Genomic DNA, 24,160 nt, shown 5'->3' with positions numbered 1-24,160 from the left:
ATTAATCATCTCCTTTCAAAAATGCTGTTGCTGTTATTTTTCCGTTTGTTGCTGAAAACCATTTCACATCCATTGACTGTTCAAATTTAGGTTTTCCAACTTTTGACACAAAATTGGTAGCATCTGAAACATTAGCAAAATACAAGCGGAATTCAACATCATAAGCTTCTTTGTAAAGTTCACTTATTAACTGACTCTCTTCTTTCACTTTCTTCACTTGTCTGCACGGAATATTAAAAGACGAGAAACCATCTGTATCTTCTACTGTAAGCAAACCATCGTTATTGATTAGAACATAAAACTGTTCTCCATCGACACATAAATCAGTCACCCCTGTCCTATCCTGCACTTCTACTTTATCGCCCGGTTGAATAGTCATTTTTTTGCCTCCAGTTCATTTTTATAGTCCCACATGTCTTGTGATAATTTATCCAGTCCAATCGCGAAACGTTCGAGATCTTTAGGTGTTTTGATGATTGATTTACTTAGTTCTTTGCTTTTTCTGTGAAGTAAACTGTTAGCTTCGTTGATAATTATTTGTTCGGTCATTACTATTAATCCTCCTCTACAACAATATGAAAATCTGTTTCATCATTTATTTGTGCAACCATTTCGTCTAGTGATTTTGAACATTTAATGATTTGTTTCACTTTAAATTTGTGTTTATTCACACGATTTACAGAGTGTATGTTTCCTAATCGTTTCAAAATAGCTGTCTTTAAATCTTCCAATGATGTGTTATATTTTGTGAAATCAATCAGCGTTTGTTTTGTACTATTTTCAAAAACGGAAAGTGTGGTGTGGTAGTTTGTCATGATACCAACTCAGATGTGATGTAAGCTATCTCAGATAAATCAATACCATATATTTGTCGAGAACTTTCATCAAAATAATTGAATTCAACTCGTACTATAGTGTCTGTTTGTTTATGTTTGAAAATTCCTAAACTGTCTGTTTTAATTGTTGTTTGTACTGTCGTCCCATTTTTAAAATGATAAGTTAAAATGCTTTTGTTTTTCATTCTTCATCCTCCTTTTCAATTCGAGCATATAATAGGTTGAGTCTCACCCATCGCAAATCATTATAATATTCAATAATATCAGTATTTATATGTTGTCCTTTTTCTAATCTACGCATAATGATAGTCTTTATTTTTGCATATTCACTTGTAACGATATCTATAGCGATAATTAATTTGTTTAATTGTTCGTGTTGTGAGTCTGTTGGGTCGACTTTGTGACAGAACCTACGAGCTCTGTTCATTACGCTTCCTCCCAAACTTCCTCAAAATCTCGTATATCAATCGCTTCTGTCCGAGATATTGTAAAATAATTTGGTAAATAATCATGTCGTTCAGCCCAGTCTCTAATCAAATCTTGCAATTCATTCTGATGTTCTTTTGTCACATCATCTAAATAATCCTCAGCGTAATCTCCAACTTCGTCATAAACATCTTCTGCTATCCTTTCTAATAAATCGTCTGTCCTATTTGGAAATTTCACTTGTTCAACTAGACCAACGCTAAAAATATAAATCGGCTCATTGCTGATAGGTGAAAGAGGTACTGGATATGCACCCATATCGTCAGTTAAGATTTTGCGATTTTTTGCGTCATCGGGATTGCTATTATACTTTCTTAGCATTTCAATCCCAAAATCAATCGCTTCTTCTTTTGTATTAAATCTTGCAGTATCTTCCCAGAAATAGCATTCAACTCCATTTATCATCCATTGTCCTTGGCTCATTTTCCTTCATCCTCTCGTGCAATCAAATCAGCTGTTTTGCCTACATAAGTATCACAATCTACGCAATAAGCCCGCTTTCCAACCTCAGTGATTAAGCTGTCAAACATCGCAGAGTTATCTCCCCACGTGCCGTCTGAATTGTAGGTGGTGATAACACTACCTGTCACTATTTTTTCAGGTGCGTAAAACCCATTTTTTGAACCGCAATTTTTACAAATTAACATGTCGCCACCTCCACCTCTAAAAAAATCCAAATGCCTTTTTCAATCCTACCCGTCCCGCCGAATAATGAAGGCTTATGCGATGAATAATCTACGGTTACGCCGTTCTCCATAGGGGAATAGCTATATCCTCCTTTCATAAATATAGGTTTTATTTCTCGATAGACGGTAGGCGCTTCGATTCGCTCGTTAAGCATTTTTTCATAAGCTTTTAATGCTTTTTCATATAGCCATAAAGCATTCGATAGATCAGCAGTTGTTACGTCCTCGTTATTCCGCAATTTATCTCGTAAATCGTGATACATTTTCTCTCTGTAGCTATATTGCCTTGTCATTTACTCACCCTCCACCTCTTTCTTACGCGCAATTTCACGAGCTAATAACTCTGCTTCCCGTTCTAGATATTTAACCTCTGACGCTTCGACGAATGCAGAGTTTTGCACATCTCTGTTAGATTTAAAGTATGCAAACCCGCTATTATCAAAATCGTAAATAACTTCAACTTTCCCCGCAGCTGCATAGTTCCAGCAAAATGTTCTAAATTCCATGTCCATATTGTATTTTTCTCTTAGTTTCGCATAAGAACTAATTAATTCCTTCATGACCACTTTGGGAGTTAACCACTCGCCTTGATAACGTTTAAATTTCGATAACCATTCTGGTTTAAATTTTTCTAAGATGTTTTTTTGAATAATTAACACACTGCGATTAATACCTATGTTTTTATTTGCTTCAAAGCCGATTAATTCACTCACTTCATCCAGAAAAGCGTCTATATCTTTATTGAAAAGCTTGTCCAAATATTCATATGCACCTGTTCCTTTTGCTATGCTATAATATTTTGTCATTTATTTTTCCTCCACTTCTTCCTTCCAAAATTGGATACTATTCGAAGCAGTTTCGACAACTACTAAATAATCAAAGCTATCTTTCGTAAAGGCGTCCCCTGCTTGGAATTCACCTATTAATAATCGACCGTCGTCGATAAATTGTACTCTGTCACCTTTTTTAATTTCATTATTCTGATACCTCGATTCCGAGAAGATTTTTGTCAAGTGGAACAATAGCGATTTTATTTTGCTTTTGTTTAGCTTCTACATCAATACCACTTACGTCAAAACCTAGATTTTTTAATAATTCATATCCTTGTTTTCCTGTCAGAGCTTTTATTTGACCTTCTAATTTTTGATATTCTTGATAGACAGAATTGACTTCTGAGTCTTGATTATATCTAAATTGTCTAAGTTCTTCGTTTCGTGTAAATTGCAGGTGTGATAGCTCTGTAATCAAAAAATCATAGGACGGGACTATCGACGTATTAGCAGTAGAACTAATTGACCCGAATCCAGTTGGTATATACTCGTACAATTTTCCGGCTAGGCGTACAGCTTCGTTCTTGCATGAAATAAATTCCTTTAAGTCTTCTTCTAAATTGTTGTCTTTTATGATTTGTTCAATTTTCGCTTTAACGTCTTTGCGGTGTTTTTCCTTTAATTTGTTGATACGTTCCTTTTTTGCTTCTTTAATAATTTCGTACAAATCTCTTTTGTAAATTGTCATTCCGCTTCCTCCTTACGTTGTAAAATGTAGTTTGTAAATTCATCTAACGTTTTACGTGTAATAATTTTGTCTGTATCAAAATACTTTTTTATTTCAGCACACAACTGATAGCTTTTGAGTCCTGAAACAGAGTGTATGAGACGCTCTGATAAAAGATGTTCTAAAACAAGTGTATCGATTTGACGATTCGTATTAAATGCGCATATAGCTACTTCAATCGTCCATCCTAAAGTGTTTTTACCACTCACTTTCTTTATTGAATTATATAGTTCTGTTTCAAGCTTAGTGCCATTTATTTTATAATCCTCAATATTTGATTCGTTAATATTCTTGAATAAATCAATGAGCGACAAATAGCGTTTTATCATCTCTATATCGTCCAGAAAGGTGTGAACGAAAGCTGATTTTGTCAACACAATCGCTATATAGATTTCATCGTCTACTTTGTAAGTCACGCCTGCCCTCCTAGTCATCTTCAATTTTTATAACACACAAACCGTTATCCCCAACCCGTTTTTTATAAGCGCTCGACATATAAAACAATATCGTATCGCGAGTTACGTTTTTAAAATCTGCTAGTTCTGTTAGCGTGCCGATTAGTAGTAGATCGTCGCCTTTGTATAGTGCATATTCTGTCATGTTCTCACCGCTTTCTCTTTTTTCTTTTAGCTCAGCAATTCACGTGATATAATTATTGTGAAAGCGAGGTTTTATACAGTATGATTTTTCTTCAAAATAACATAATACCTATTACAGTTTTCATTGTTTCGTTAGTCAGTTTCTATTTTGCATTATCGAATTATTTAAACCAACGCCCTAAACTATATTTGCAACAGCATAATCTACAAAAGACGTCTATTATCATTGAACCAGACCGCGATTCTGACAGTGACCCTGATAAACATCATCACATTCCCTACCGTGTTATTTGCGAAGTTGTATTGACAAATAATAGTTCTTTGCCGATTAGCATTATTGAGTTTAACTTAAACAATGATTTAATTTTCAATAGCTATTCCCAACCCGGAAGTAAATATGAATTTAGCTCAAAAAACATTAAAAATTTACCTGAACACGAGAATATTACATCTGAATTTAAAAACGATATAAAAACACAAGTATTTCCCATTGGTCCATATATCTTAAAGCCAATAATCAAACTCGACCCCTATTCGTCAGTTAGAGGTTACTTGTATTTCAAATTCTATGATAAAGAGCAAGTTCGTGTAGGCGAAAATAAACTTCAAGTAATCACATCACGTAAAACTTTTAACTTCGATATAGTGGTACATGAAGCTCTCTACCGCCATTAAGTTTACCTACAAGATAGATTTGGTCAGGGTGAGCGCCGGCGTTAACATAAAAAAGTTTGTCCATATAATCAATTAAATGTTCTTTATAATCGAACTCGTCAGCAATTATGCTATTTGTTTTTATTAAAAGCTTTTTTATTGATTTTATTTCTTCCATGAGTTCCATATGATTCTGCTTTTTTTGCATTGACTTAACACCTCCTATTTTTTTCTTAAAATTTACTAACAAATTGTTTGGAACAATCTGTATTACCAGTCATTAGAGAAATAATAGAAAAGTCATAAAAGTACATATTAAAAGAGAATAAATCAAATACGTAAGTGACAACTGTTTGTAAATAATATAAAAATATATATTTCCAAAAATTGCTGCTAATATTAATAATAAAAGCATAACTTCATTTATCATTTTATAGATCTCCATTTCACTTAAATTATTTCCTTCAATGTCGAAATCCGTCGTCCCACCAATCATCAACTATTAACGGATTTTCTACGTTCATTCTCTATCACCTCTGGCAAGTAGCATTAACAAAAGAATCAATGCAATAATCGTTATTAATTCAGCCATTTAAAATCAACCCGCTCACGAAAATAATAAATGTAATTAATATGATTGAAGCTAAACCAATCAATGCGTACCTATCTGATTTTTCAATATATTCATTTCCGTTTTCATCTATACTTACTAGTCCAAAAAATCGTAATAACTTCATTTCAAAACCTCATTTCAAAAATAATGTGAACCATCCGAGTAAAATGTAAATTACTGATATAAACATGCCGATTTGTAAGCAAAACAGATAAATTAATAATGTGTTTTCATGTTTTTTGATTAATTTTTTCATTCTCAAAACTCCGTTTCTGTGATATAATTAATTCAAATATTATTTTGTAACTCGCGGTTTTAGTAAGCTCTAACTTACTATTTATAACTGTGAGTTTTTCTTTTACCAATGCCGCTCAAGTGAATTAGCGAAGCGATGTTTGTACTTTGGTCTTTTTTTATATTTAATTTGATGATCTAAATGCTTTGATTGAAGTTCAACTAGCAAATAATTTCCAACTGATTTTGGAACGTAACTTGGGTCGTATTTTCGTATCTCAACAATTAAATCTTGAATTTCTTTGTTCATCTTCACACCTTCTTGTATTTATATTCACCTCTTCAACATTCTCTCCCAAGAATCCAAAACATCTGCTCCTTGATAATAAAGTGTTTTTCCTAATTTACGTGCAGATAACTCTCCTTTTATCTCAAGATTTCTCAATGTTTCATAACCGATACTTAATTGTTTAAGTAACTCTTGTTGCGAATAATAACTGTCCTTGTCTAATTTGATGATCATTTAATGTCAATCTCCTTTCTAATCGACTTCAATTTCTAAAATTTCTGCAATCTCTTTTCTAACTTTCGCCGCGTCTCTTTTGCCGTTTATGATATCTGATAAATAAGGATTGCTAATGCCTAACATTTTTGCTAAATCAGATTGTTTCATGTTTATAGCTTTTAACTTTGCGTATACCGCAACAGCGAAACGCTGATGTTCTACTGACATGTTTTTGCTCCTTTCTATAATTTGTTTAATAATCTTATATGCTGCGCTGAGGCTTCCAGTCTATATTTTGGGTCCACATCGGAAAACATAATCTCTTCCAAGAAGTCCAATTGACGATTGTACCGCTCTTTCTTGTTCAATTTGACAGCAGGTTCTTTTAGTACGGTGATAGTACGTTTATCTCCTTGTCCCGAAACCTCAATATCCCCTCGTGATTTCAATTTTGAAATGGTTACTTTTGCATGATTCTCTTGTATTTCGCAGAAATTAGCGATATCTGAATTGGTTGCTTTAGGATTTTCCATTAAGTAAAATATGATTTTATCGTTTAAAGTCATTATTGTTATCCTTTCTTGTTTAGGTTTTCACGTGTTATAATTTATCTTGAAAGCGAGGTGGTTACATAATGATATGGAAAGATATCGCAACAATTTCTTTGTCTAGTATTGCGGTACTAATATCCGCATTTACTTTATTCAAAAATCGAAAGAATTTAACAGTCGATATTTGTAAAAATCTTGAAGTCATTACAGATGGACAGATTGAACTAATAAACCCAACGGAAGAAATAAACAGCTATGGTGCCGGCTTTTTGTACCAAGTACAAGTTGTAAATCCATCTCCCAATGATATTGCATATTTCGATATCAGAGCATTTAGTCCTGATAATAATCAAAATACTTATTTACTAACCAGAAAATCTTTAGCTCCTAGTGTAAAGGATGCAAAAGTTTTTAAACGTGAAGGATCGGAAATTTTTGAATTAGAAATACCAGATAAAAATCATGGGATTTTCAAAGCTAATTCTTACACACATCTTGATATATTTATCCTTCCACAAGAACACATCAAAAATAATATTATTGTCTCGTTTAAAATTGCAAAAAGTGCAATACTACGTGATGCTTTTGCTGTTACAAAGAGAAAACGTTACAAATTTTATAGTACAAAATTTGATCTTAGCGATCCAGTTCTTCCAGAAGTCCCCATAGAGCAAGACTAACAGCAATTATAGAAATAATGAGTGCTATATTCCCAAACAAATTCAACACCTCCTAATATTTACATGAGATTGTGTTATGAATAAAGCCTTTTCAAGTAAAGCTCTTTGTCTGCCAGATATAGAGCTTTATTTAATTTGATGTAATTTAAATTAGACTCGTCACAAATTTTCTTAACGCTATCAATTACGTTTACAATTTCTGAATCTCTTTCCTCCACCATTTCTCCAATGGTGTCTGCAAGTTGTATTTTTTTCATTTTCTCACCTCCTTTCTATCTTATTAGCTAATTATTTAGCATAATGTTGACAAATTTTAAACTTTAGTGTAGAATCTAGACATAGCTAAATAAGCATACAATTGAGCCATAAATCGTTGGGGAACGAGTATTTTATAGGTTTATTCGTTGACTCGTTTAGCTAAATAATTAGCTTATGAACATAGTATATTAAACTTTAAGTTAGATGTCAACCATTTTCTTTATTAAAATTTAAATTGTTCATAACCAATATGAAAAGGTGTATGATATGACTACATTTGATAGGGTGAAATTTTTAGCCGAGAAACAAAAAATTAGCATTGTTGAACTAGAAGAAAAACTGGGATTTGGTAGGAATTCACTTTATTCCTGGAAGAAAAAAATCCCAAACGGAGAAAGTTTAAAAAAAGTAGCTGATTATTTCAATGTTTCTACAGATTATCTTTTAGGTAGAACTGACAACCCCTATGTCGACAACGACATCCCTCAAGAAGCGGCAACACTTGCAGCTCACATTGATCCATCCGCAACAGAAGAAGATATGAAAAAAATTCTTGAATATATTGACTTGATTCAACAAAAATATAAATGAGAAATGAGATGAATGTATGTATGTGGTTAGATAAATACAGAGAGCAATTTCCTGAACTAACTATTATTGAAGACAAAAATATGCAAGAATTTCATAAAGGATTATATTATAATAGTAGAATATTCGTAAATCCTCGACAAAGTGATATTGAAATGCGGTGCACTATAGTAGAAGAAATTGGACATCACAAATTGACAGTTGGGAATATTATTAATCAAAATACAGTTAATGAAAGAAAACAAGAAAAACTTGCGAGAAATTGGGGTTATGAATCACTTGTCCCTTTACGAAAAATTATTGATGCTTATTACGAGGGTTTCACTGAATACTACGAGGTTTCAGAGTTTTTAGAAGTAACCGAAGATTTTTTAAAGCATTCTATAGAATATTATAAGAATAAATACGGAAATACAGTTGAATGCAACGGATATGTAATCATTTTTAGAAGTAGCATTCAAATTATCGCTTGCTAGGTATTTGCACAAATGTGTTTATATAAAAATTTGATAAAGGGAGAGATGAATTTGGATTCAATTTTTGCGATATTAGGAATTCTGGGGTTTTTAGTTGGGATCGTTTGGCTAATTGTTAATCTTTTTAGAAAGAAACAAAAGAAGGTTCCTATGATTATTTTGATAGTTGGTTTTTCATTATTTTTAATAGGATTGATAATGGGAACATCTGCTATTAATGAAAAGAAAGAAATGGAAAGAACAAAAGACACAGCGGTACAAAATCAGCACAAAGAAAAAAATTCTACAAACTCAAAGAACGATTCAAAAAAGAAAACAGAGCAAGACTTGAAATCAACTAGTGATAAAATAACTAAAGAATTTGATGAAAATTGGGATACCAACTGGAAACAAGCATTTGCCTCAATAGAAACTGACGAAGATCTAGAAACATTAAAATCAAGGTTATCTACACTAATTACAAAATATGAAAGTCAAAAAAACTATATACAATCCTCTAAGATTTTGAAAATTGATTCTGAAACTGAAGAATACGCTAGGAAAATGGAAGAAGCGATTGACTTGCGCATTCAAGCAGCAAATGATGTAAAAAACAATTTGGATAATGGAAACTTTGATAATTTATTAAACAATGTTAAAAATACAATAAGTCAGTCTGATGAAGCCTTGACTAACGCTCTAACTAATTTAGTTAGTAGTGAATATTATCCAAATGATGATGTAAAATCAAAGAATACTACCGAAAAAGAAGAAAGTAAACAAACAGATGCTTTAATTAGTACAAAAAACTATACTATCAATGAAATAAATGAAAATGAAGAAGCACAAGGTAAACATTTAGAAATTGTCATAAATGATAAAATTTCAAAAAAACAATCTGAAGAAATACTAAATAAAGTAATTGACAAATACAAAGACAAAGAAGATGCTCTTTATGTAAATATGCATTACAAAGATGGAGCGTATTCAGCCATTTTAAATGCTCGTCACTCTTATAATAAAAATGGAGTCAAAATAACAGGATTAAAAGCAAGCGAAACAGAGATTGAAATAAATAAAAACTTCAATAAAGATAAATAACAAAAAACGCCCTCTCCGCACAGAGATAAGCGTTTTCAAATACACACATAGGAGTATGCAAATTCATTTTAACATAATTTGCTGTACCCTTCAAAAGAACATACATTCGGTTAGGAGGATAAAAATGGATAAACGTATTAAATCATATTTGAATTCAAAAAATGAAATTCGTTATATGTTTCGAGTTTATGCTGGTATAGATAACATGACTGGAAAACGAAAACAGACCACTCGCCGAGGATTTAAAACAGAGAGAGAAGCTAAAATGGAGCTAAAGCGCATTGAAATGCAAATATTAGAGGAAGGTGGATTGAAAACCAAAAAAAAGGCGCTGAAATTTGAAGAAGTGTATTTTTCATGGTTAGATCTCTATACGCAAACAGTCAAAGAAAGCACGTTAGAACGCACTAAAATATTCTTCAATCATCACATATTACCATTTTTTAGCGATAAGTTTATCGATAAAATAGACATACATTTCTGTCAGCAAGTCATAAACGCATGGTCAAAAACAAATTCGACATCATATAAACGTTTGAAAAATTTAACTTCTCGTGTCTTTAAATATGCAATATCATTACACTTAATTGATACTGATCCGTTTGTGTTTGTCATTATTCCGCGCGGAGAAATGATAGAAAAAGAGGAAAAAGATATTACATTCTATGACAAGTATGAATTACGTTCGTTTTTAGATACTGTCAAAGACGATATTTTCAAATATACATTTTTCTATCTGTTAGCTTTTACGGGATTGAGAAAGTCTGAGGCACTAGCGCTGACATGGAAAGATGTAGATTTAAACAACAAACGTTTGTATATAAATAAAACTCTCTCACGTGGCGAACATGCTCGCATTTTAGTGAATACTACTAAAACAAAAGCTGGTAAGCGAGACATAAGTATAGATGTATCTACAGTTGATGTGTTAAAAAAATGGAAAAAGTATCAACGTGAAAATCATCATATTTTGAGATTAGATAAAGTACAAATCATATTCGACAATGAAGGAAATTATTATAATCCCAGCTCTACTTATTCGTGGTTAGATAACATTTTTAAACATCACACTGAATTAAAAAAAATAACTTCTCATGGCTTCCGTCATACGCACGCTTCACTGTTATTTGAAGCTGGCGCATCATTAAAAGACGTACAAGAACGCTTAGGACATGCAGATATACAAACTACATCTAATATTTATACGCATGTTACGCAAGAAAAGAAAGATTCTACAGCTTCTCTTTTTTCTGATTTTATGCTAAAATAAAAACTGTTGAAATTGATTTGATAGTCAAAATGATAGTCAGAAAATCATAAAGGCTTGTTAAGTCGTTGATACGCCTACATGGAGAAATACCCAAGTCCGGCTGAAGGGGACAGACTCGAAATCTGTTAGGCGGTGTATGCCGCGCCGGGGTTCGAATCCCCGTTTCTCCGTTTTATCAATTCGTAAAAAAGATCATCTTTTATAAAACGGTTCTACAAATCCGGCTTATAAAAGATGATTTTTTCTATTTAAATCAGCATATTTTAGAGAATTTTCACTACGAATTTGTGACGACAGTATGATATTGAATGATTCTATGTAAAGTGCAATACTAAGAATAATTTTTTCGATTTCATTCAACTCTTCGCTTAGTACTATTGTCTTTATCACGTTTTATCTCTAGTAAACATGACAGTGCCAGCGATTTTTGCTTGATATATTTTTCATAAAAAAGAGCAAACGAGTTTATCAACATACGATTTATTTTAGCAATAGTTGTATGATTTTCTGTTGATAGCTGTATTTTGTTTATTCTTTAATTTTAAACCGTTTTGGATTGCTTGTATCGTACATGATTGTAACTACTTTGTTTTCATATAACCATGAGCTATGTTTAGTCTTTATAGTTACCCATCTTTTCCCTTCAAACTCACTTCCATCTCGTAATTTGAACCTTACTGTTAGCTCCACTCTACGGACGGTCTCGCCTTGTGCACGTGATATTTCATCTCCCATTGTTCGGCTAGTGAATCTGCTAGCTACGACGAGAGCATTAGTCTCCTCCCAGTTTGTATTGCTCGCTTTTTTAACTGCAGTCGCAATAATAAGGTATAACGAGATAAAAATAACAATAATTATCCCAACAATAATCGATAAGGTAATAATCAAGTAAGCCACTCCTTCTATTATTCATTTTCACCTGTTCTTATTATAACAATTTTTCAGAAGGTAAAAAAGATTATTAAAAGTACTAAATGAAGCCTTTTGGAAGCGCAAATAAATTGCCCATGTGCAAAATAAATGGATACCAGGAAGCGCCCTAGAGTTTCTTTATTTTGAAATTTCCTTTTCTGAGACTATATTTTTTATTGAAAGATTCTTTCAGATTAGTGGAATAAATACTTCAGTGGATACTCGTTGGAATTCATAAAAAAGTAATAAATTTGGACTTTCTATGCGTGACTGCATTACTTTAGAATAGCTTGTCTATCGTTTTTCAATCACACTAAATAAAAAAATATGTGCGTTTTCCTTTGATTGGACTTGATATACTGCCTTAAAATCATCACAAATTATTTTTCAGTCTTTGATACGTACTTTATGAGCAAGATTACAAAATTAAAAAGCAAATTAGTATACCATCTATACATCAATGAACCGCCCCCAAAAATTTCTTTGGCACGCGGTTCATAGTAATGTTAGACTTGTTTTTCTATTACGTCTTGTTCAAAAAGTGCTTCTGCTTGTTGAGTTTTAAATATAAGCGTTGGAAAGTTAATTTCCTGCATCATTCTCTTACTTACTTCATCAAAGCGTTTATCACGGGTCTCACCTACTTGATGCCACCAGATATCTGCACCTTGACTTGTATATTCCATGAGTTCAGTCATTGTCGGACGTTCCGTGGAGATAAGCAGAAGTTGTTCCCCTGCTTTTTCTAACTTGTCAAACCAGGGATACGCCGCTTTCTCTGCTACTGCTTCGCCAATCAAAATCATCGCTGGATTTTGGATTTGGTTCGTCTGTAGTTTGGAAAGAATATCATCCACTGTCCCAAAAATACGCTTTTGCCGTCCTAAAGTCCCCCATTCAATAATGGCTAGATGGACGTTTGTTTGGCATTCTTTCAACTGAGGAATAAGCGTTTTTAATGCCTCCATGCCCATATATAAACACAGTGTTTGTTCTTTTGGAAAGTTAATGACCTGATTCACTTGATTTTCTTTTAAATGACCTGTGAGAAAAGTCACGCCTCGAGCAATTCCCCGCTTAGTTAATGATAACCCACTGTAGGCGGCACTTCCACTTGCTGCAGTAACTCCAGGAACAATTTCAAACGAATATCCCTCATTTGTCACAATCTCTAGTTCTTCAGATAAACGACCAAAAATTTCTGGGTCCCCACCTTTAAGCCGAACAATCCGTTGATACTTTTTGGGTTTCTCTTTAAGTAGCACATTAATTTCTGTTTGCTTTGTTGAGTGTTGATAAGGGGTTTTCCCAACATAATAAAAATCACATGTAGCTTTACAATGGAATAATAACAGCGGATTGACTAATCTATCATAGATTACTGCATCTGCTTGTTCTAATAGTTGCTGGCCTTTTACTGTCAATAGTTCAATGTCTCCTGGACCGGCCCCTACAAAGGAAATCATTCTTACACCTCCAGATAAACATCATCCCCAGAAATTTCCACTGGATAGATTGTTAACTGTCCTTCATCTGGTTCCTGAATCTCACCAGAAACTAAGGAAATCTTATATTCCCGCATTGGTTCATAGAGAAAATCTCCTGAAACAATCCCTTCTAAAATTGGTGAATCTGTTAACGGGCAATAATCTTCTAATGCATAAACCTTTTCTGTAGTTGTTTGAAAAAGAGCAATTCGTTTCTCTCCAATAGTGACTAAACGTCCAATGCGAGGAATTAATTTTGATTTTTTTGTAGCTAAAACTTTAGTCATTTTATTTTCCTCCTACTAGTTCAGGATTCTCAATAGTATACATTTTTTCTCGTAAGTCGACATCTTCGGTTACCTGTCCCCATGGGTCTTTGCGTCCTTTAGCTGCTGTTGCTTTATTCAAGGCTTCCCATAATTCTTTTCTTTTTTCTACATCTAGTAAAACTGTCTTCACATTTTCAAAGCCCATACGTATTAACCAAGGCGCAGTTCGTTCACCATATATCCCTGTTTCACGATAATATTGTAGCATCGCACCACAAATATCGATGACTTCTTCTTCTGTTTCAGCGGTTGTTAATAATTGCGCTTCAACTAAATCAGTACCGCCATTGCCGCCAATCATAATTTGGAAGCCATTTTCTACACCAATAATGCCAAAATCCTTCACAGCTGATTCAACGCAACTTCTTGGACAACCAGAGACACCGACTTTAAATTTATGTGGGGTATCAATATATTCGAAACGTTCCTCTAATTTGACTCCAAGTCCCATCGTATCTTGTGTTCCATAACGACAGAAGCTTTTTCCAACACACGTTTTTACAGAACGGAAAACTTTACCATAAGCTTGTGCTGACACCATTTCTAGTTCTTCCCAAATTTTTGGTAAATCTGCTTTTTTCACGCCATATAAGCCGATTCGTTGTGAACCTGTCACTTTAACTAATGGCACATGATATTTTTCTGCTACTTGAGCAAGCCGCATTAATTGTTGTGGAGTTGTTTGTCCACCGCGCATTCTAGGTATAACTGAAAATTTACCATCTTTTTGAATGTTAGCATGCATTCGCTCATTGACAACTCGCGACTCACGCTCATCTTCATGCTCAAGTGGCCAAGCAACATTTAAATAAAAGTTAACTGCTGGACGGCATTTCGAACAACCTTCTTCATTTTTCCAATCCAGTGCATCGAAAACTTCTTTCGTACTAGTTAAATGTTTGGCGTAAATTTGGGTCATGACTTGATCACGATTTAAGTCTGTGCAGGAACATATCCCTGAAGCAGTAGTCACATTTTCTCCCAGCTCACTTTCGAGTAGTGTCTGAATCTGTGGTTTACATTTTCCACATGATGTTCCTGCTTTCGTTATTTTTCCAACTTCTGCAACACTAGTTAGACCTTTTTCTCGGATATTTCGCAAAATATCGCCTTTTGAAACACCGTTACAGCCACAAACAGTTTCATCATCTTCCCAAGAAAGAACATCGTCACCCATACCTGCACCTTCACCAACTGCTTGTAAAACAGCAATCGATTGTAAATCCTCAATAGGTTGCTCTTTTTTCATCATATTATAATAGCGACTTCCATCATCTGTATCCCCGTATAAAACGATTCCTTGGATTTTTCCATCTTTCAAGAAAATTTTCTTATACTTTTTCGAACTACTATCAAACGCTTCAATACTATCCATGTCTTCTGTATTTAAAATATTTCCTGCTGAATATAAATCTGCTCCTGAAACTTTCAATGAAGTAAAAGTGGCTGATCCTTGATATGGCTTTGCTTCATTATCTGTTAACACATCAGCTAAGACTTTTCCTTGTTCAAATAAAGGTGCAACCAATCCATAACAGACCCCATTATGTTCGGCGCATTCACCTACAGCATAAATATCGGGTAAACTCGTATGCATGAAGTCATTCACAACAATTCCTCGATTAACTGTTAGACCCATTTCACGGGCTAATTCAACAGCTGGTCTAATTCCAATGGACATGACAACTAAGTCTGTTTCTATTTCTGTTCCATTAGCAAATTTTAAGCCAGAAATGCGTTCATCGCCAAGCACTTCTTGTGTTGCATATTCCATTAGAAACTTCAAGCCTTGATCCTCCAATTCCATTTGTAGGAGTTTCCCAGCCTTTTCATCCAATTGTGTTTCCATTAACCATTTTGCTAAATGAACAACTGTCACGTCCATACCTTGCTCTTGTAAACCTTTGGCTGCTTCTAACCCAAGTAAGCCCCCACCAATAACTACTGCTTTTTTATAGTTAGCAGCAGCTTCTAGCATTTCAGTTGTATCATCGATTGTTCGAAATGCTACAACTCCCGCTCTATCTGCACCTGGAATTGGCAAAATAAATGGATGTGAGCCTGTCGCTATAATTAATTTATCATAAGGAATTCGTACTCCAGATTCAGTAGTGACGCTTTTCACTTCTAGCTCAATTCCTACTGCTGGATCATGATTGATTAAGGCTATATTGTTTTCGTTATACCAATCAAACGGATTTGTAATGATTTCTTCAACAGTCAGTTTTTTTTGTAAAACATTTGATAACATAATTCGGTTGTAATTTGGATATTCTTCTTTACCAATAATCGTTATTTCATAACGCTCTGGGTCACGGTTGATTATTTCCTCGACAGTTCTTACCCCCGCCATTCCGTTCCCAATAACGACTAAACGCTCGCTCATAGGGCACACCTCTTTATAATTTTTAATTGTTATCCTATTCACAATATAATGGATAACAATTACTATTTATATTAGGGAATACCCTATATATTAAAAACCTCAAAAGCATCCCATTATTTTTTAGGGATGCTTTTGAGATTGGGTAGCAACATTTTTAGTAATATATAGCAACGTTTGCTCTCTATATTACCTCATGAACTCTTTCTAAAATAGCTGCTTTTAGTTCGTCGCTATCTTGTAATGTCGGCAAAAATGTATCTTTTGTTCCTCGTTCTGTTTGAATGGTCGTTTTGATTTTGTCTGTTAAAAATCCATCCGTTAAAAATAAAGGCTGAATCAGCAGGCTTTTAGAGTAGTCCTCTAAAAATTCCAAATATGTTTGTTGTCCGATATGATTAGCTGTATAGACGTCTACCGCAACCCCCTGCTCAACAGTCCTTGCTAACTTTTTTAGTTGCTCATATGGTTGCTCGTAATGCGGAGTTCCATGTGCGATTAATAAAACTGCTCGCTTGTCTTCAACATTTGCTGCTTGGATTGTACGAACTAAAAACCTTTCTACTGCCTTAGTAGTAGCTAACGTCTCTAAAATTTGATAGCTCACTGCATCATGTAAAAACGCTTCTATTCGTTCTGGTAAATCTTCTCTAGCGTGGGTTGCTGGAAATAATAATACCGGTACAAAAATAATATTTTTGACCTTTTCTGCAAGAAGTTCCTGCATCGCATGCTCTATTGTTTGCTGCTCTCCTTCTAGTAAGCCCACTTTTCCTAGAATTGCAAAAGGTAACTCGGCAATCACGCTGTCTACAAGTTTCATGTTTTTAGTTGAAAATTTCTCTTTTCGACCATGTAAAACAAAAACAATTCCTTTTTTCATGCTCTTCCTCCTAAAAGTCTACTAAATGGTGCTTCAAGCTATATCGTAGTAATTCTGCGTACCCTTCGATATTTAGTTTTTTGCGGATGTTTGCTTTATGCACTTCTACTGTTTTAACAGAAATAAATAATCTTTCAGAAATACTTTTATTATTATAACCTAATGCAATTAAAGGAAGTATTTCTTTTTCACGTTTCGATAAACTTGCATATAGAGAATCTTCTTTAGAAATTACAATCTCACTTAATTCTTTTTCTGTATAACCATGATAATAGCGCTTTCCTTTGTGCACTGTGCGAATGCCTTCGATTAAAATTTCATTACTTGCATTTTTTAAAATAAAACCATCTGAGTTTGCACTAAGTGATTTACGAACATATGACTCTTCGTCGTGCATCGTTAATATGATGACTTTTATTTCGGGGTAAGATTCCTTGATTCGTTGGGTGGTAAGTAATCCGTTTTCGCCAGGAGGCATGCTAATATCCATCAGAATAATATCTACTGACAAACGTTCTAGCTTCATAAATACTTCATTGCCATCCGCTGCATCACCAATCACCTGCATATCTGATTGTGCATTAATAAAAAACGCCAACGCATTTCTAACCATTGCATGATCATCCGCGATTAGAATATTCATCTGACCCACTCCCTTACTGGTATGGTGAAGAAAACTTTTGTTCCTTGACTTGGTTTCGAATGAATACTCAGATCCCCAGCTACTCCATGCGCTCGTTCCTTCATATCCATTAAACCGAAACCTTTTTCTTCTTTTGTCAAACTAAATCCTTGGCCCAAATCCTCTACTGAAACAACTAATACATTCTCTGTAAAATTCAAATTAATGCTAGCTTGATTTTCTCCAGAGTACTTCATCGCGTTCGCAATTGCTTCTTGGATAATTCGATAAACAGCTGTTCTCGAGGCTTCTGCTAGTGGTCGTTCAGAACCAGTAACCAAAAACGCAATCTCAAAGCCGGTCATTTCAACTGTTCTCTTTATAAACTGCTCCAATGCAGGAATCAAACCAAATTCATCTAGTGACATTGGTCGCAGTTCTCCTGCTAAGTTTTTAATTTCTGTCAATACCTCTGAAAAATGCTGATCAATTTCCTTTAGTTTCTCAATCTGCAAATCACTTTCTATCCATTTTATCCCTCTAGTCTCGAGCATCAAGCTATACACGCTTTGCGCAATACCATCATGCAAATCCTGTGAAATTTTCTTGCGTTCATTTTCCCTAATGCCATTTAAGTAGTTGAAAATGGAATGATTTGATGTCACTTCAGTATCGTTTACGCCTACTTCAATTTGGAGCATTAGTTCCTCTTCTGAAAAATCAACTCGTCCCCAAAATTCAACCAGCTTCTGATCTTTTGTAAACGCTTTGAAAGGAAATCCTTGTGGAGAGATTCTCTCTTCCAATGGGCAGTGCAAACATTCTTCCTGCGTGGTATGTAATGCGCACCCTTTTCCTAAACTAATATCTACTATTTTTTTAAAGTCAAATGAATATATCTGTTCCATATCTTCCGCAAGCTTTGTTTCATGTAAAACCTTGTAATCCTTTGTTAAAATCCATAACGCTTTTTGGATATGACGAAAAAAAAATTGTTTATCTGTCATTATTCTCACTCATTTCTTAGGATTAATGAGGACAGTTCTAGAGCGAATTTTTCAATCTTTTGCTCATCAAACACGTCGATAGCACTTCTATATCCTATCAGTAGTACGCCAATCACCTCATGCTTATCCATGACTGGAACTGCATAAACATTCACTAATTTTTCTGTTCTAGCAATCGGATACTCCAATCGTTTTTCAACATCTGCCAAAATATGTTTATCTTTTTGAGATCTGGCTGTTTTCCAGACTAATCCTGCGATTCCTCTTCCAACTTGCAAACGAATATTTTTATACGCAATGCTCTGATTACCTGCTACATATAACCAGTGGATTTCTTTTGGAGCATGCGTTGGCGCAACATTTTCAGCAAGTCCTACGAAATCTACCTGCCACTCTTTTTGCTTCTGCTCTATTAAGCTTTGAATTTGTCTCATTTTCATTACTCCAATTCTCTGCTTCTAACATGGTTGAATTCTGCTAGAAAACTCACTTGTATACTACCAAATCTTCTTTCAAAGTAACATTTTATTCTTATAAATATGGGCTTTAGCAATCTTGAAATAGTGAAAATACAAACTAGCCGCCCTAATGCCCTGCTTATACGAAAAAAAGCTAAATCTATAAAAAGAAATACACTTTTGTTTATTGTTGCCTTTATAAATCAATCTCCACTGCTAAAATAGCGTTAAAAAGTTTATCCATATGCGCCCAATCTGCTGGTGTTGGCATTTGTTGAGACCAATACATAATTGCGCCCAAATTAGCAGCATAAATATATGTAAATAACTCAGCTGGAATTTCATCTGACAGCTTTAACTTATCCATGTTTTCCTCAATATCTTTTTGAAACTCTGTAAAGAAAAAAGTAGCCATCGTCTTTAAAAAAATATCATCGTCCTTTTGCTTTTCTAAAATAGGTTGTACATTGTTATAAATCGTATCAAATCCTGACTGAAATGGATGTTTAATACGTGCTTTGATATCTAACGCAAAATAGTCTTGAAACTGCTCATGCAAAACATATAATAATAAATCATATTTATCCAAAAAATGCTTATAAAAAGTAGTTCGATGGATCAAGGCTTGTTTACAAATACTATTCACGGTGACACTTGAAAATTTTTCCGTTTCGAGCATTTCTAAAAGCGTTGTGTAAAGCGCTTTTTTGGTTTTTTGTACACGTAAATCCGTATGATTCATCTACATATCCCCTAAATTGTTGCTTAACTATACACTATATACAATCTGGTGCTTACTTTTTCTCTGACAATCATGTAATATACACTGTATGCTTATAAATATAATAGCTCGAATTGAAGGAGGAAACAACTAATTGGCAAAATTACTTTACAAACTGGGACAGACCTTCGCTAAACACAAGTGGAAAACTATTTTCTCTTGGTTTATCATTTTAGGAATTATCGTCACGGTATTGACTATTAATGGGGTTAATTTTACAGATGATATCAAAATGAACGGTCTAAAATCACTAGATACCTCGAATAAAATTGAGCAAGAATTTAAACAAGATAGTCAAAAGGGAAGCATTCGGGTTGTTTTCAAAAGCAAGCAAGAGAAAGGCATCTTAACTCCTGAGTCCCAAGCTGCTATCTCAGAAGTATTGACGGAAATAAAGAAAAATGATTCTAAAATAGAAAGTATTGCAAATCCTTACGAAGCAAAAACAATCAGCCCAGATATGACAACCGCGTTTGCAGATATTAGCTACAGTGTCAATGCTTTGGCTGTCAATGAAGAGTCGATAAACAAAGTCAAAGATTCATTGCATGATATGGATGATACAAATCTTCAAACAGAATTAACAGGAAATGTAATGATTACACCAATGGATATTGGCGGTTCATCAGAAGCTATTGGTATCGTCGTAGCGCTTGTCATTCTAATTATTGCTTTTGGATCTGTTATTGCAGCTGGTTTACCGATTATCACTGCCATTCTAAGTCTAGGGACGAGCATTGGTATCATTGCTATTATTTCCAGCTACTTTGAAATGCCAAATGTTACACTCACACTAGCTGTTATGATTGGTCTCGCAGTTGCTATTGATTACGCGTTATTTATTCTATTTAAATATCGTCAAATCATCCGCACGGAAAAAGACCATATAAGAGCTGTCGGACTCGCTACTGGAACAGCAGGAAGTGCAGTGATTTTTGCTGGAATTACGGTTATTATTGCTGTTTGTGGCCTCTCACTTGTTGGCATTGAATTTCTAACGGTTATGGGACTTGCATCAGCGCTCAGTGTATTATTCGCTGTTCTTTCTGCATTAATTCTAATCCCAGCATTTATCGGCGTTTTCCATAATAAAATCAAGCCGCAAAAAGATAAAAAGAACAAAAAAGGGGATAACATTTGGACGAAATTTGTTGTTGGCAAACCACTTATTGCATTCCTTCTAGCAGTTATTCTGCTCGGTGGATTAAGTATTCCATTTGGTTCAATGGAACTTGGAATTCCTGATAATGGTTCTAAACCAAAAGATTCCACGGAGAAAAAAGCATATGATATTTTATCTGATAAATTTGGTGAAGGCTTTAATGGACCATTAGTTATTTTAGCAGATATTAGAGCGGATGATAGTGCGGCTCATTTAACGGAAGTTGCTAATCATATATCTGATATAAAAGATGTAGCAATCGTCACACCGCCAATGCCTAGTGAATCTGGTAACTACGCACTAATTAGTGTTATTCCAAAGACTGGGCCTACAAATAATAAAACAACGCAACTCGTTCACGATCTCAGAGGCTACGCAAAAACTACAGACAGTAAATATAATATTAATTTAGAAGTAACCGGTCAAAGCGCAATTAATATAGATATGTCACAAAAACTAAACGATGCAATTCCAGTTTTCGCAAGTGTTATCGTTGTGTTGGCATTCATTTTATTGACAGTTGTGTTCCGTTCACTACTGATCCCTTTAACTGCCGTTCTTGGCTTTGTACTTTCTCTAACGGCAACACTTGGCTTCACAACTTTAATCATGCAAGAAGGAGTATTTAGTAATTTATTCGGTATCAGCACAACCGGGCCAGTTCTCGCCTTCCTGCCTGTTATCGCAACTGGAATTTTATTTGGACTAGCGATGGATTATGAGGTATTTCTAATGTCACGTGTTCATGAAGAATACACCCTAACGAAAGACAATACCCACTCCATCAAAACTGGTTTACGAGAAAGTGGTCCAGTTATTATTGCCGCAGCGTTAATCATGTTCTCTGTTTTCATCAGTTTCGTTTTTGCGCCAGATCCTATGATTAAATCTATTGGTATCGCACTTGGCTTTGGTGTATTGTTTGATGCATTTATCGTCCGTCTAACAATCATTCCAGCCATCTCTAAACTCTTTGGAAAAGCTACATGGTATATGCCAAAATGGCTAGATAAGATTCTCCCTTCACTCGATATTGAAGGACATCATTTAAAAGATAAAGAATAGAGTAATGAGAATCAATCTAAAAGGCTATAAACATCCCGCTTACAGTAATTAAGATTACAGATTACGAGACAATAAACAGTGAGAAGTTTAAAAAATAGCACTCGATTTAATTAACTAAATATATTTTCATTATTTCTACGCCCCTAAAGTCAGTATCTTCCACTTGGACTTTAGGGGCGTATTTTAAGTAGGATTATCCTTTTGGCAAATTAACTTTATTTACCTCTAGAGCGTCATTTTAATATAGCTACTTCCTTTCACTTCCCTAATGTGTTATACTCATTTTGTTGCAAACGCAATAAAATGGAGGCTCGCAATGAAAGATATTTTAAGAGATATAGGGGTTATTGCTCGCGCGCTGGACTCGATTAGCAATATAGAATTTAAAGAATTAAATCTATCTAAAGGGCAATTTGTTTATTTAGTTAGAATTTGTGAAAATCCCGGTATTATTCAAGAAAAATTAGTCAATATTCTAAAAATCGATCGGACAACTGCTTCTAGAGCCATTAAAAATTTAGAAAAAAACGGACTTATTATAAAAAAAGCTGATAAAAACAATAAAAAAAATAAATTACTATTTCCAACCGAATATGGTCAGGAATTATATCCCCTAATTATTCGCGAAAATGAACATTCCAATTCAATTGCCTTAAAAGGATTTAATGAGTCAGAAATAAGTGCGCTCTCACTAGCACTAAAAAAAGTAAAAGATAACATTGCTGATGACTGGCTATATGTAAAAAAAGGAAATAAAAGAAATTATTAATTGTTGGAGGAAAAATAATGATACGTTTATGCACAATAACAGATTTAGAACTATTATTAGAAATAAGCTATAAAACATTTGATGAAACATTTAGAGCACAAAATAAACCAGAAAATATTGATACCTACTTAAAAACAATTTTTACCTTAGAAAAATTGCGCAAAGAATTAGATAATCCGCATTCCTATTTTTACTTTATTTATGACCAAGAAGAAATCGCCGGATATTTAAAATTAAATCTAGAAGAAGCTCAAACAGAAGAAATACTAGGTAAAACTATCGAAATAGAACGCATCTATCTATTAAAAGCATATCAAAACAGGGGATTAGGAAAGGAATTATTTACCCAAGCTTTAAAAATCGCAAAAGAAACACATGTAGAAAAAATATGGTTAGGTGTCTGGGAACAAAATAAAAACGCTATTCAATTTTATGAAAAATTGGGTTTTAGCGCAGAGGGGAAACATGCTTTTTACATGGGGGATGATCGTCAAATAGACATTATTATGAGTAAACGTTTAGAAAAATAAACTAATTTACCTTCCATTGCAAAGAAGATTGATTTAAAACAATTATCTTAAATCAATCTTTCCCTGTTTACCTTGCCAGCAATTATCTCTTTTTCTTGGCGATAGTTACATACATGCCTTCTGGAAGGTTCCAATTTTTTACGACTTCAAAGCCAGCATCAGCTAGTGCCTGTTCCAACTTATTAGCTGTAATCTGGATTTCCATTGGAGGACCTTTTAATTCAGTTCCTATTGTGTCGAATTCTAAACAAGCGAAGTAACCGCCCGCTTTTACCACTCGGCTCACTTCATTTAAGACTTTGCTTAACGAACTTACCTCATGGAGTACGAGTGATGCAAGTGCAATATTTATTGTCCCAGTTTCTAGCGGAATTTCCTCCATACTTGCTTCTAAAACATCCACATTTGTTAAATTTTCGTTTGCTGCTTTTTGCTGAATAAGTGCTAACATTTGTGGATCCAAGTCTAAAGCAAAAACAGTATTATCCACTAATTTTGCAGCTGGAATTGTTAAAAAACCTGTTCCCGCACCTAAATCCAGTATAGTGTCTGCTTTATCCACTGGCACTTCTTGGATAAATGCTTCCGGAGACAAAACTTCCTTGCGTTCCGGACGGTCTAAATAATCGACTTTTCGCTTAAAACCAGCTTCTCCGTGGTGATTGTGATGATGATTATGGTGATTGTGATGATTCATTT

General features: G+C 34.2%; 37 protein-coding genes, 1 tRNA gene and 1 pseudogene. 9 read left to right on the top strand and 30 right to left on the bottom strand.

The annotated features are described in order from the left end of the window. Position 1 precedes the first annotated feature (1 nt). From HCJ50_RS07175 to HCJ50_RS07090, 18 genes are all read right to left on the bottom strand, one after another. A complete protein-coding gene (locus HCJ50_RS07175) occupies positions 2–379 on the bottom strand; it encodes a hypothetical protein (protein WP_185395506.1) in 378 nt (125 codons plus the stop codon). Further along, a complete protein-coding gene (locus tag HCJ50_RS07170) occupies positions 376–549 on the bottom strand; it encodes a hypothetical protein (RefSeq protein WP_185395507.1) in 174 nt (57 codons plus the stop codon). The genes HCJ50_RS07175 and HCJ50_RS07170 overlap by 4 nt, the downstream gene beginning before the upstream one ends. Before the next feature lie 5 nt (positions 550–554). Beyond that, the gene (locus HCJ50_RS07165) at positions 555–815 is read right to left on the bottom strand and encodes a hypothetical protein (protein WP_185395508.1); all 261 of its coding nucleotides are present in this window, start codon (positions 813–815) and stop codon (positions 555–557) included. After that, on the bottom strand, positions 812–1,021 hold the full coding sequence (locus tag HCJ50_RS07160; protein WP_185395509.1) for a hypothetical protein: 210 nt from the start codon (positions 1,019–1,021) through the stop codon (positions 812–814). The genes HCJ50_RS07165 and HCJ50_RS07160 overlap by 4 nt, the downstream gene beginning before the upstream one ends. After that, the gene (locus tag HCJ50_RS07155; protein WP_185395510.1) at positions 1,018–1,263 is read right to left on the bottom strand and encodes a hypothetical protein; all 246 of its coding nucleotides are present in this window, start codon (positions 1,261–1,263) and stop codon (positions 1,018–1,020) included. Before HCJ50_RS07155 ends, HCJ50_RS07160 begins: the two co-directional genes overlap by 4 nt. Further along, positions 1,263–1,745, bottom strand: a complete 483-nt coding sequence (locus HCJ50_RS07150; protein WP_185395511.1) for a hypothetical protein — start codon at positions 1,743–1,745, stop codon at positions 1,263–1,265. The genes HCJ50_RS07155 and HCJ50_RS07150 overlap by 1 nt, the downstream gene beginning before the upstream one ends. Continuing rightward, a complete protein-coding gene (locus HCJ50_RS07145; RefSeq protein ID WP_185395512.1) occupies positions 1,742–1,969 on the bottom strand; it encodes a hypothetical protein in 228 nt (75 codons plus the stop codon). Before HCJ50_RS07145 ends, HCJ50_RS07150 begins: the two co-directional genes overlap by 4 nt. After that, entirely contained in the window at positions 1,963–2,301 is a 339-nt protein-coding gene (locus HCJ50_RS07140) for a hypothetical protein (RefSeq protein ID WP_185395513.1), read from the bottom strand. Before HCJ50_RS07140 ends, HCJ50_RS07145 begins: the two co-directional genes overlap by 7 nt. After that, on the bottom strand, positions 2,302–2,814 hold the full coding sequence (locus HCJ50_RS07135) for a hypothetical protein (RefSeq protein ID WP_185395514.1): 513 nt from the start codon (positions 2,812–2,814) through the stop codon (positions 2,302–2,304). A gap of 169 nt (positions 2,815–2,983) precedes the next feature. Next, on the bottom strand, positions 2,984–3,526 hold the full coding sequence (locus tag HCJ50_RS07130) for a hypothetical protein (protein ID WP_185395516.1): 543 nt from the start codon (positions 3,524–3,526) through the stop codon (positions 2,984–2,986). Beyond that, positions 3,523–3,981 carry a hypothetical protein gene (locus tag HCJ50_RS07125; RefSeq protein WP_185395517.1) on the bottom strand — a complete coding sequence of 153 codons (459 nt, stop codon included), beginning with the start codon at positions 3,979–3,981 and terminating at the stop codon, positions 3,523–3,525. The genes HCJ50_RS07130 and HCJ50_RS07125 overlap by 4 nt, the downstream gene beginning before the upstream one ends. A gap of 10 nt (positions 3,982–3,991) precedes the next feature. Next, positions 3,992–4,165 carry a hypothetical protein gene (locus tag HCJ50_RS07120; protein WP_185395518.1) on the bottom strand — a complete coding sequence of 58 codons (174 nt, stop codon included), beginning with the start codon at positions 4,163–4,165 and terminating at the stop codon, positions 3,992–3,994. A 630-nt stretch (positions 4,166–4,795) separates the two neighbouring features. Then, positions 4,796–5,026 (bottom strand): hypothetical protein, encoded by a 231-nt coding sequence (locus tag HCJ50_RS07115; RefSeq protein WP_185344802.1) that lies wholly within the window; start codon positions 5,024–5,026, stop codon positions 4,796–4,798. A 376-nt stretch (positions 5,027–5,402) separates the two neighbouring features. After that, entirely contained in the window at positions 5,403–5,555 is a 153-nt protein-coding gene (locus tag HCJ50_RS07110) for a hypothetical protein (RefSeq protein WP_187127537.1), read from the bottom strand. Between the two features lie 234 nt (positions 5,556–5,789). Beyond that, the gene (locus HCJ50_RS07105; RefSeq protein WP_185389897.1) at positions 5,790–5,975 is read right to left on the bottom strand and encodes a hypothetical protein; all 186 of its coding nucleotides are present in this window, start codon (positions 5,973–5,975) and stop codon (positions 5,790–5,792) included. Between the two features lie 24 nt (positions 5,976–5,999). Further along, the gene (locus HCJ50_RS07100) at positions 6,000–6,188 is read right to left on the bottom strand and encodes a hypothetical protein (protein WP_185389899.1); all 189 of its coding nucleotides are present in this window, start codon (positions 6,186–6,188) and stop codon (positions 6,000–6,002) included. Between the two features lie 18 nt (positions 6,189–6,206). Beyond that, a complete protein-coding gene (locus tag HCJ50_RS07095) occupies positions 6,207–6,398 on the bottom strand; it encodes a helix-turn-helix domain-containing protein (RefSeq protein WP_069002501.1) in 192 nt (63 codons plus the stop codon). Between the two features lie 14 nt (positions 6,399–6,412). Then, positions 6,413–6,736, bottom strand: coding sequence for a hypothetical protein (locus tag HCJ50_RS07090; protein ID WP_025370566.1), 324 nt, complete (start codon positions 6,734–6,736; stop codon positions 6,413–6,415). A gap of 68 nt (positions 6,737–6,804) precedes the next feature. Between HCJ50_RS07090 and HCJ50_RS07085 the strand changes: the two genes are divergently transcribed. Beyond that, on the top strand, positions 6,805–7,401 hold the full coding sequence (locus HCJ50_RS07085) for a hypothetical protein (RefSeq protein WP_031660120.1): 597 nt from the start codon (positions 6,805–6,807) through the stop codon (positions 7,399–7,401). 74 nt (positions 7,402–7,475) lie between these two features. On the opposite strand, the gene HCJ50_RS07080 is transcribed toward HCJ50_RS07085, so the two are convergent. After that, positions 7,476–7,658, bottom strand: coding sequence for a hypothetical protein (locus tag HCJ50_RS07080; protein WP_049963070.1), 183 nt, complete (start codon positions 7,656–7,658; stop codon positions 7,476–7,478). Between the two features lie 268 nt (positions 7,659–7,926). On the opposite strand from HCJ50_RS07080, the gene HCJ50_RS07075 reads away from it, so the two are divergent. From HCJ50_RS07075 to HCJ50_RS07055, 5 genes are all read left to right on the top strand, one after another. Then, on the top strand, positions 7,927–8,250 hold the full coding sequence (locus tag HCJ50_RS07075; protein ID WP_187127536.1) for a helix-turn-helix domain-containing protein: 324 nt from the start codon (positions 7,927–7,929) through the stop codon (positions 8,248–8,250). Between the two features lie 20 nt (positions 8,251–8,270). After that, a complete protein-coding gene (locus HCJ50_RS07070; RefSeq protein ID WP_187127546.1) occupies positions 8,271–8,723 on the top strand; it encodes an ImmA/IrrE family metallo-endopeptidase in 453 nt (150 codons plus the stop codon). A gap of 51 nt (positions 8,724–8,774) precedes the next feature. Beyond that, entirely contained in the window at positions 8,775–9,803 is a 1,029-nt protein-coding gene (locus HCJ50_RS15780) for a hypothetical protein (RefSeq protein WP_261983660.1), read from the top strand. Positions 9,804–9,927: 124 nt separating this feature from the next. Further along, complete coding sequence (locus HCJ50_RS07060) at positions 9,928–11,073, top strand: site-specific integrase (protein ID WP_185344794.1); 1,146 nt, start codon at positions 9,928–9,930, stop codon at positions 11,071–11,073. An 80-nt stretch (positions 11,074–11,153) separates the two neighbouring features. Then, positions 11,154–11,243 (top strand) — tRNA-Ser (locus tag HCJ50_RS07055). 358 nt (positions 11,244–11,601) lie between these two features. Here HCJ50_RS07055 and HCJ50_RS07050 read toward each other — a convergent pair. The 10 genes and pseudogenes from HCJ50_RS07050 to HCJ50_RS07010 all read right to left on the bottom strand — a co-directional run bounded on the left by HCJ50_RS07050 (position 11,602) and on the right by HCJ50_RS07010 (position 19,896). Continuing rightward, complete coding sequence (locus HCJ50_RS07050; protein ID WP_185344792.1) at positions 11,602–11,961, bottom strand: DUF3592 domain-containing protein; 360 nt, start codon at positions 11,959–11,961, stop codon at positions 11,602–11,604. A gap of 113 nt (positions 11,962–12,074) precedes the next feature. Then, positions 12,075–12,405 (bottom strand): annotated as a pseudogene (locus HCJ50_RS15775) (transposase); the annotation flags it as partial. Between the two features lie 86 nt (positions 12,406–12,491). After that, positions 12,492–13,451: a uroporphyrinogen-III C-methyltransferase gene (gene cobA / locus HCJ50_RS07045; RefSeq protein ID WP_185344790.1), complete on the bottom strand. Its 960-nt coding sequence runs from the start codon at positions 13,449–13,451 to the stop codon at positions 12,492–12,494. A 2-nt stretch (positions 13,452–13,453) separates the two neighbouring features. Continuing rightward, complete coding sequence (locus tag HCJ50_RS07040) at positions 13,454–13,759, bottom strand: nitrite reductase (NAD(P)H) small subunit (protein WP_185344788.1); 306 nt, start codon at positions 13,757–13,759, stop codon at positions 13,454–13,456. A 1-nt stretch (position 13,760) separates the two neighbouring features. Then, positions 13,761–16,187, bottom strand: a complete 2,427-nt coding sequence (nirB, locus tag HCJ50_RS07035) for a nitrite reductase large subunit NirB (protein WP_185344786.1) — start codon at positions 16,185–16,187, stop codon at positions 13,761–13,763. 181 nt (positions 16,188–16,368) lie between these two features. Beyond that, complete coding sequence (locus tag HCJ50_RS07030; RefSeq protein WP_185344784.1) at positions 16,369–17,067, bottom strand: sirohydrochlorin chelatase; 699 nt, start codon at positions 17,065–17,067, stop codon at positions 16,369–16,371. Between the two features lie 10 nt (positions 17,068–17,077). Continuing rightward, a complete protein-coding gene (locus HCJ50_RS07025; RefSeq protein ID WP_187127535.1) occupies positions 17,078–17,710 on the bottom strand; it encodes a response regulator in 633 nt (210 codons plus the stop codon). Next, positions 17,707–18,696 carry a sensor histidine kinase gene (locus tag HCJ50_RS07020; protein ID WP_185344780.1) on the bottom strand — a complete coding sequence of 330 codons (990 nt, stop codon included), beginning with the start codon at positions 18,694–18,696 and terminating at the stop codon, positions 17,707–17,709. The genes HCJ50_RS07025 and HCJ50_RS07020 overlap by 4 nt, the downstream gene beginning before the upstream one ends. 5 nt (positions 18,697–18,701) lie before the next feature. Beyond that, positions 18,702–19,130 carry a GAF domain-containing protein gene (locus tag HCJ50_RS07015; protein ID WP_185344778.1) on the bottom strand — a complete coding sequence of 143 codons (429 nt, stop codon included), beginning with the start codon at positions 19,128–19,130 and terminating at the stop codon, positions 18,702–18,704. Between the two features lie 220 nt (positions 19,131–19,350). Continuing rightward, on the bottom strand, positions 19,351–19,896 hold the full coding sequence (locus HCJ50_RS07010; RefSeq protein WP_185344776.1) for a TetR/AcrR family transcriptional regulator: 546 nt from the start codon (positions 19,894–19,896) through the stop codon (positions 19,351–19,353). Positions 19,897–20,029: 133 nt separating this feature from the next. Between HCJ50_RS07010 and HCJ50_RS07005 the strand changes: the two genes are divergently transcribed. The 3 genes from HCJ50_RS07005 to HCJ50_RS06995 all read left to right on the top strand — a co-directional run bounded on the left by HCJ50_RS07005 (position 20,030) and on the right by HCJ50_RS06995 (position 23,461). Continuing rightward, complete coding sequence (locus tag HCJ50_RS07005) at positions 20,030–22,162, top strand: MMPL family transporter (RefSeq protein ID WP_185344774.1); 2,133 nt, start codon at positions 20,030–20,032, stop codon at positions 22,160–22,162. A gap of 316 nt (positions 22,163–22,478) precedes the next feature. Beyond that, complete coding sequence (locus HCJ50_RS07000) at positions 22,479–22,931, top strand: MarR family winged helix-turn-helix transcriptional regulator (protein WP_185380539.1); 453 nt, start codon at positions 22,479–22,481, stop codon at positions 22,929–22,931. 17 nt (positions 22,932–22,948) lie between these two features. Further along, complete coding sequence (locus HCJ50_RS06995; protein WP_185344771.1) at positions 22,949–23,461, top strand: GNAT family N-acetyltransferase; 513 nt, start codon at positions 22,949–22,951, stop codon at positions 23,459–23,461. Positions 23,462–23,543: 82 nt separating this feature from the next. On the opposite strand, the gene HCJ50_RS06990 is transcribed toward HCJ50_RS06995, so the two are convergent. Then, the gene (locus tag HCJ50_RS06990) at positions 23,544–24,158 is read right to left on the bottom strand and encodes a class I SAM-dependent methyltransferase (RefSeq protein ID WP_185344769.1); all 615 of its coding nucleotides are present in this window, start codon (positions 24,156–24,158) and stop codon (positions 23,544–23,546) included. Between the last annotated feature and the right edge of the window lie 2 nt (positions 24,159–24,160).

Origin of the sequence: Listeria immobilis, assembly GCF_014322765.1 — a bacterium.
Taxonomy (GTDB): Bacteria; Bacillota; Bacilli; order Lactobacillales; family Listeriaceae; genus Listeria; species Listeria immobilis.
This window is presented reverse-complemented; position numbering and strand designations above follow the sequence as displayed.